Annotated in this window: 7 protein-coding genes; 2 read left to right on the top strand and 5 right to left on the bottom strand. The window is 62.6% G+C overall.

Annotated features, from left to right (window positions below; translation table 11 throughout):
- Window positions 1-92: 92 nt before the first annotated feature.
- The 4 genes from AC1RP7_RS27860 to AC1RP7_RS27845 form a co-directional block, all read right to left on the bottom strand.
- The gene (locus tag AC1RP7_RS27860) at window positions 93-1,286 is read right to left on the bottom strand and encodes an acetyl-CoA C-acyltransferase (protein ID WP_102670378.1); all 1,194 of its coding nucleotides are present in this window, start codon (window positions 1,284-1,286) and stop codon (window positions 93-95) included.
- 12 nt (window positions 1,287-1,298) lie between these two features.
- Window positions 1,299-2,060: an SDR family NAD(P)-dependent oxidoreductase gene (locus tag AC1RP7_RS27855; protein ID WP_057714714.1), complete on the bottom strand. Its 762-nt coding sequence runs from the start codon at window positions 2,058-2,060 to the stop codon at window positions 1,299-1,301.
- Window positions 2,061-2,076: 16 nt separating this feature from the next.
- Entirely contained in the window at window positions 2,077-3,741 is a 1,665-nt protein-coding gene (locus AC1RP7_RS27850; RefSeq protein WP_493180947.1) for an AMP-binding protein, read from the bottom strand.
- Between the two features lie 137 nt (window positions 3,742-3,878).
- Complete coding sequence (locus AC1RP7_RS27845; protein WP_493180948.1) at window positions 3,879-4,802, bottom strand: carbon-nitrogen hydrolase family protein; 924 nt, start codon at window positions 4,800-4,802, stop codon at window positions 3,879-3,881.
- An 84-nt stretch (window positions 4,803-4,886) separates the two neighbouring features.
- On the opposite strand from AC1RP7_RS27845, the gene AC1RP7_RS27840 reads away from it, so the two are divergent.
- Window positions 4,887-5,795: a LysR family transcriptional regulator gene (locus tag AC1RP7_RS27840; RefSeq protein ID WP_057714711.1), complete on the top strand. Its 909-nt coding sequence runs from the start codon at window positions 4,887-4,889 to the stop codon at window positions 5,793-5,795.
- Between the two features lie 9 nt (window positions 5,796-5,804).
- On the opposite strand, the gene AC1RP7_RS27835 is transcribed toward AC1RP7_RS27840, so the two are convergent.
- Window positions 5,805-6,059, bottom strand: a complete 255-nt coding sequence (locus AC1RP7_RS27835) for a hypothetical protein (RefSeq protein ID WP_007970091.1) — start codon at window positions 6,057-6,059, stop codon at window positions 5,805-5,807.
- A 164-nt stretch (window positions 6,060-6,223) separates the two neighbouring features.
- On the opposite strand from AC1RP7_RS27835, the gene AC1RP7_RS27830 reads away from it, so the two are divergent.
- The gene (locus AC1RP7_RS27830) at window positions 6,224-6,541 is read left to right on the top strand and encodes an ElaB/YgaM/YqjD family protein (RefSeq protein WP_090455397.1); all 318 of its coding nucleotides are present in this window, start codon (window positions 6,224-6,226) and stop codon (window positions 6,539-6,541) included.
- Window positions 6,542-6,631 lie beyond the last annotated feature (90 nt).

Here is a 6,631-nt window from a genome sequence, read left to right as displayed (position 1 = left end):
CCCCCCCCCCCCCCCCCCCCCCCCCCCCCCCCCCCCCCCCCCCCCCCCCCCCCCCCCCCCCCCCCCCGCTCCCACATGGGATAGCGTCAGTTTCAGTAGAGGCATTCCACGGCCATCGCCGTCGCTTCACCGCCGCCAATGCAGATCGCCGCAACACCACGTTTGAGGCCTTTCTGGCGCAGGGCCGAAAGCAGGGTCACCAGAATCCGCGCACCGGACGCACCGATCGGGTGCCCGAGGGCGCAAGCACCGCCGTGCACGTTGAGTTTCTCGTGAGGGATTTCCAGATGAGTCATCGCGGCCATGCCGACCACGGCGAAGGCTTCGTTGACTTCCACCAGATCCACGTCATTGAGCGACCAGCCGGTTTTCTTCATCAACTTCTTGATTGCACCAATCGGTGCCACCGGGAACAGGCCCGGAGTGTCGGCGAACGCAGCGTGGCCATGAATCACCGCCAAGGGTTTCAGGCCTTGTTTCTGTGCCTGGGACTGGCGCATCAGCACCAGCGCGGCGGCACCATCGGAGATCGAACTGGAGTTGGCCGCCGTCACCGTACCGCCTTCGCGGAACGCCGGCTTCAGCGAAGCAATCTTGTCCAGCCTGGCCTTTGGCGGCTGCTCGTCGTTGCTGATCACCACCTGCTCTTTGCCGACCGTCACAGTCAGCGGCACGATTTCGGCCTTGAAGCTACCGTCCTTGATCGCCTGTTGCGCGCGAGTGGTCGAGGCAATGGCAAACGCGTCCTGGGCTTCACGGCTGAAGCCGTTGGTTTCGGCGCAGTCTTCGGCGAAGGTGCCCATCAGGCGGCCCTTGTCGTAGGCGTCTTCGAGGCCGTCCAGGAACATCGAGTCCTGCACACGACCATGACCCATGCGGTATCCGGCACGGGCGCGATCCAGCAGGTAAGGCGCGTTGGACATGCTTTCCATGCCACCGGCAACCACCACGTCGGCACTGCCCGCCACCAGCATGTCATGGGCCAGAATCGCCGCTTCCATGCCGGAGCCGCACATCTTGTTCAGGGTGGTGCAGCGGGTCGATTTATCCAGCCCCGCGCCCAGCGCCGCCTGACGCGCAGGGGCCTGGCCAAGGCCTGCCGGCAGCACGCAGCCGAACAGCACTTCGTCGACGCTATCACTGGCAACACCGGCACGTTCAACGGCGGCCTTGATGGCGGCCGCACCGAGTTGCGGTGCGGTCAGGCTTTTCAGTTCGCCCTGGAAACCGCCCATCGGGGTGCGGACGGCGCTGACGATTACAATTGGATCGTTGGACATTGTCATGACAAATCCTCCTTACTTGGCGGCCATGCGCAAGGCACCGTCGAGACGGATCACCTCGCCATTGAGCATGCTGTTTTCAATAATATGCTTGACCAGCCCGGCATACTCGCTCGGTTTGCCCAAACGCGGCGGGAATGGCACGCCAGCGGCCAGGGAATCTCGGACTTCCTGGGTCATGCCGGCCATCATCGGCGTCTCGAAGATGCCGGGGGCGATCGTCATGACACGGATGCCGAAGCGCGCCAGCTCACGGGCCGCCGGCAAGGTCAGGCTGACAATCGCGCCCTTGGACGCCGAGTAAGCCGCCTGACCGATCTGGCCGTCGTAAGCCGCGGCAGACGCGGTGTTGATGATCACACCGCGCTCGCCATCGGCATCCGCTTCGGTCTCGGCAATCGCCGCAGCCGCAAGGCGCAGCATGTTGAAGCTGCCGATCAGGTTGACGTTGATCACCTGGCTGAAACTGGCCAGCGCATGCGGACCTGTCTTGCCGAGAATCTTCTCGCCACGCACGATGCCGGCGCAATTGACCAGGCCATTGAGGCCACCAAAGGCCTTGACCGTCGCCTGCACGGCAGCTTCGGCCGCTGCTTCGTTGCTGATGTCCGCCACCACGCTTTGTGCACCAAGGCGCTGGGCCTGGGCTGCAACGGCTTCGGCGTTCATGTCCACCAGCATCACTTTGGCGCCGGCGGCGACCAGCACCTCGGCGGTGGCGGCACCGAGGCCGGAAGCGCCACCGGTGACGATAAAAATCTTGTTCTGGATCTGCATCATTAATTCCCTGGATTCAAGCTGGAAGGTTCTTCGCCGCAGCCTCTTGAGCCTTGGCGATTTCCTGGTTGCGCAAGATAAAGCGCTGCAATTTGCCGCTGGGGGTTTTCGGCAATTCGCTGACAAATTCGATTTCACGGGGATACGAGTGCGCCGCCAGACGCTTGCGCACGTGCTGGCGCAGCTCTTCGGCCAACTCGGAGGCGGCGCGGTATTGCGGGCTGAGCACGACGAACGCCTTGACCAGTTCGGTGCGCTCCGGATCGGGCTTGCCGACCACAGCGGCCTCGACCACCGCCGGGTGTTCGATCAGCGCACTTTCCACGTCGAAGGGACCTACCCGGTAGCCGGAGGTGGTGATCACGTCATCACTGCGACCGACGAAGCTGATGCTGCCGTCCGGGTTCCACTCAACGGTGTCGCCACTCAGGTAGTAGTTGCCGACAAAGGCCTTGGTCGGCCCGCCTTCGTAGCCGGCGAACCAGCACATCGGCGACTGGCTGCGGTCGATAGCCAGGATGCCCGGCTGCCCAACGCCGAGTTCCTTGTAGTCGTCGTCCAGTACCACAATGCGGTGGCCCGGCGAGGCAAAACCGGCGGCGCCCATGTGAATCGGGTGCTCCAGGCCGTGGTGGTTGCACAGAACCATGCCCAGTTCGGTCTGGCCGTAGTGGTCGTGGATGACCACGTCGAGGTTATCGGCGAACCAGCGGATCACTTCCGGGTTCAGCGGCTCACCGGCGCTGCTGACGATACGCAGCTTGCCCTTGATCGACTTGGCGAATTCATCGCCGCCGGCAATCAGCAAGCGGTAGGCCGTGGGCGAACCGGTGAGGTTGGTGATCCCGTACTTGTTGATTACCCGGCAGGTGCTTTCGAGGGTGAACGGGCCATCGTAAAAGGTGATCGGATGGCCCATGGACATTGGCCCCGTGACACCGAAATAAATGCCGTAGGCCCAGCCCGGGTCGGCGACGTTCCAGAAGGCGTCTTCCGGGCGCAGATCCACCGCATCGCGGGTGTAGCTCTGGAACGCTACGATGGCCTTGAGCGGCACCGACAGCGCTTTCGACGGGCCGGTGGTGCCCGAGGTGAACATCAGCAGGAACGGATCTTCGCCGGTCAGCAGCACCGGTTCACAGTCGGCGGAATAGTTGGCCAGTTCGGCCCAGAAACTGAAATCGCCATGCACCAGGCCCTGCCCTTTGGCACCGGTGACAGTCACGATGGTCGGGCAATCGGCGACTTCGGCGAGTTTCGGCCGGTTCACTGCATCGGTCACCACCACTTTGGCGCCAGAGCTGCCCAGGCGGTGCTCGATGGCCTTGGGGCCGAATGCGGTAAACAGCGGTTGATACACCGCGCCGATGCGCCAGGTGGCGAACACGGTGATCAACAGTTCGATATTGCGGGGCAACAGGCCGGCGACCTTGTCGCCTTTCTTCACGCCCTGGGCCAGCAGGTAGTTGGCGAAACGCGCGGCCTTGTCCTGCAAGTCGGTGAAGGTGTACGAAGCACCAGTGCCATCGCGTCCTTCCCAGAACAGCGCGATGCGACCCGGCAAGGCATGCCGGTCACAGCATTCGACACAGGCGTTGAGGGCCGTCAAGTCGCCCGCGAGCGCGGCATCGACGGTGTGCTGATAATTGAACTGAGAAGTAGCAGACAAGTAATCGCGCATTGCCAGAATCCCACTGTGTTTTTTATTAGGTTGGGGGGAACCGTAATCAACAGGGAAATACTCGCTCTGCGCGGGTTACCGGGCAATGGTCAAAGCTATCAAGTTGTCTGACTGCTTTGGCCAAAGCCCGCTGGGCATCAGGAGGTGAAGCGCACCCCGGGCCTGGCGCGTTCGTCCACGGTCAGTTCGAACACATCCGGCCGCGCGTAGTGGCCGACCACGTCAAAGTCGTAGCGGGCGCGCACCAGGTCGTCGGTGTCGATTTGCGCGGTGAGCAGCCCGGCACTGTCGCGCAACGGTCCGGCGAGGATGTCGCCCATGGGGCCTACGATCACACTGCCACCGGCAATCAACGGTCGATCCGCCGGCCAGTTGGCGATGTCCAGGCCCAGGGCCTGGGGCGATTCCTGTACCTGGCAGGCGCTGACCACGAAACAGCGCCCCTCATGGGCAATGTGGCGCATGCTGACTTGCCACATCTCCCGTTCGTCCACGGTCGGCGCGCACCATACCTCCACGCCTTTGGCGTACATCGCCGTGCGCAGCAGCGGCATCATGTTTTCCCAGCACACCAGCGCACCGACACGCCCGACCTGGCTGTCGATCACCGGCAAGGTCGAGCCATCGCCCTTGCCCCAGATCAGCCGCTCGGTGCCGGTGGGCATCAGTTTGCGATGTTTGGCCACCAGCCCGGCCTGCGGATCGAAGTACAGCGCGGTGCAGTACAAGGTGCTGCCGGCGCGCTCGATCACGCCGATCACCAGATTGGCTGCGGTGCGAGCGGAGAGCGCCGCCAACGCCTCGGTTTCCGCGCCTGGTACATCGATGGCATTGGCAAAATAGCGGGCAAAGGCTTCGCGCCCTTGCGGCAGGCGATAGCCCAATTGCGTACCAAAGCCTTCGCCTTTGGGATAACCGCCCAGCAGCGCTTCCGGCATCACCACCAACCCGGCGCCGGATTCGATGATTGCGTTTTCAAAGGACAGGATCTGTTCCAGGGTTTCAGCCTTGCCGCCGGGCAAGGCGCCGATCTGCAGGGCCGCGACAATTGATTTGGGCATCTTGGAAACTCCATTCGCATCAGGTGTTGCTCATTCTCCGGCGTCAGGCAATCATCAATAAAGACCGATTCACTGCTGAATGATATGAACCAAATGAATATCACCGACGTCGACCTCAACCTGCTCAAAGTCTTCGAAGCGCTGCACGAAGAGTCCAGCGCCAGCCGTGCCGCGCTGCGCCTGGGCGTGACGCAATCGGCCGTCAGCGCGGCCTTGCGTCGCTTGCGCGAGCTGTATGGCGATCAGCTGTTCGTGCGCACCGGACGCGGCCTGGCCCCCTCGCTCAAGGCCAATCAGCTCAAACCAGTGGTCAGCGATGCCCTGAACAAATGCCGGCAGAGCCTGGCGATGGTCGATCCGGCTGCGCAACAGTACGAAGGTCGCTCGGTCACGGTCGGTATGTCGGATGATTTCGAGATTGCCTACGGCCGGCGGCTGATCGAAGAGATCGCCCGTTGCGCGCCGAAACTGCGGCTGATTTTCCGCCAGACCCACAGCCAGATCGTCGCCCAGGCGTTGATGGAGCGCAGTATCGACCTGGCGATTGCCGCGGGCGGGTTTGCCGAGCGGCTGCTCAGCCGTCAGGTGCTGGGGGAAGGTGGCTATCTGTGCCTGGTGGACCCGTCGAGCCTGGTCGAGGGCCAGCAGAGCATCGGTCTCGAGGAGTTTGTGGCCCGCGAACACATTCTGGTGTCGTCCGGCGGTTTTATCGGGATTACCGATGAGGGATTGGCGGCGCTGGGGCTCAGTCGGCGGGTGTGCGCCTCGACCACGCATTTTGCCGCGTTGCCGCACTTGCTAAAAGGCAGTCGGGCGGTGGCGACCATTCCGGCCCATGCTGCCCAAAGCATCGCAACGCTCAGCGGGCTGGCGCTGCTGCCCTGCCCCCTGGCGTTGCCGCGCTACCCGATCGAACTGGGCTGGCGGACCAGCACCCAGCTCGACCCGGTGCTCTTGAAAGTGCGCGAGGCAATCGTCGCGAGTTTCGCCTGACAGCCGTTGTTACTTGTTGGCCGCCATCAGGCGATTGACTTCACTGCGCACCATGTTGGCGTATTCCGGCGGCGACATGCCGTCCAGTTCGGCGCGCACCCATTCGGCCCATTTGCCTTTGCGCTTGGCCCGTTCGCCGAACAACCGCGCAGCCTCACCCTTGGCCTTGCCCAGGTTGTTTTGCCAGAGTTCGAACAGACGGGATTTCTCGTCTTCAAGCGCTGCGCGCTCGGCGAGGGGTTTGTCGGCCAGATTGAAGCTCATGGGAATTTCCTGCTGCGTAAAATAGGCGACATCTTACACTGTAGGACGAAAGGTCCTGCGCCGGTTTTTCAGCAAGATGGCCTCCCCGGGCAAAATAGCTGCAACTTTTCCGACGACGGCAGACTCCATTGTTCACTGTCCACTTACCTGCAAGGAGTACTTCAATGGCCCGCAAAACCGCCGTGCAAGCCGCCGAAGATCAAATCAAGGATCAAGCCTTCAGCGAACTTCAAACGCTGATCGAAGAATCGGAAAAGCTGCTGAAAAGCAGCGCCTCGCTGGTCGGGGAAGAAGCAGAGACCCTTCGTGGACAAATAGCCCTGAAACTCCGACAGGCAGGGGATTCGGTGAGCAGCGTACGCGACCGCACCCTGCCCGCGGTCGAGGCCACTGAAACCTATATCGGCGGGCATCCATGGCAAACCGTGGCGATTTCCGCCGGGTTTGGCCTGGTGGTGGGGTTGTTGCTGGGTCGTCGCTAAGCACTGGCAAAGACTGAACCCTGTGGGAGCGGGCTTGCTCGCGAAAGCGGTGTGTCAGCAACCTGGATATTGGCTGACACACCGCCTTCG

It is taken from the genome of Pseudomonas sp. GW822-FHT01E03 (assembly GCF_058802985.1).
This window is presented reverse-complemented; position numbering and strand designations above follow the sequence as displayed.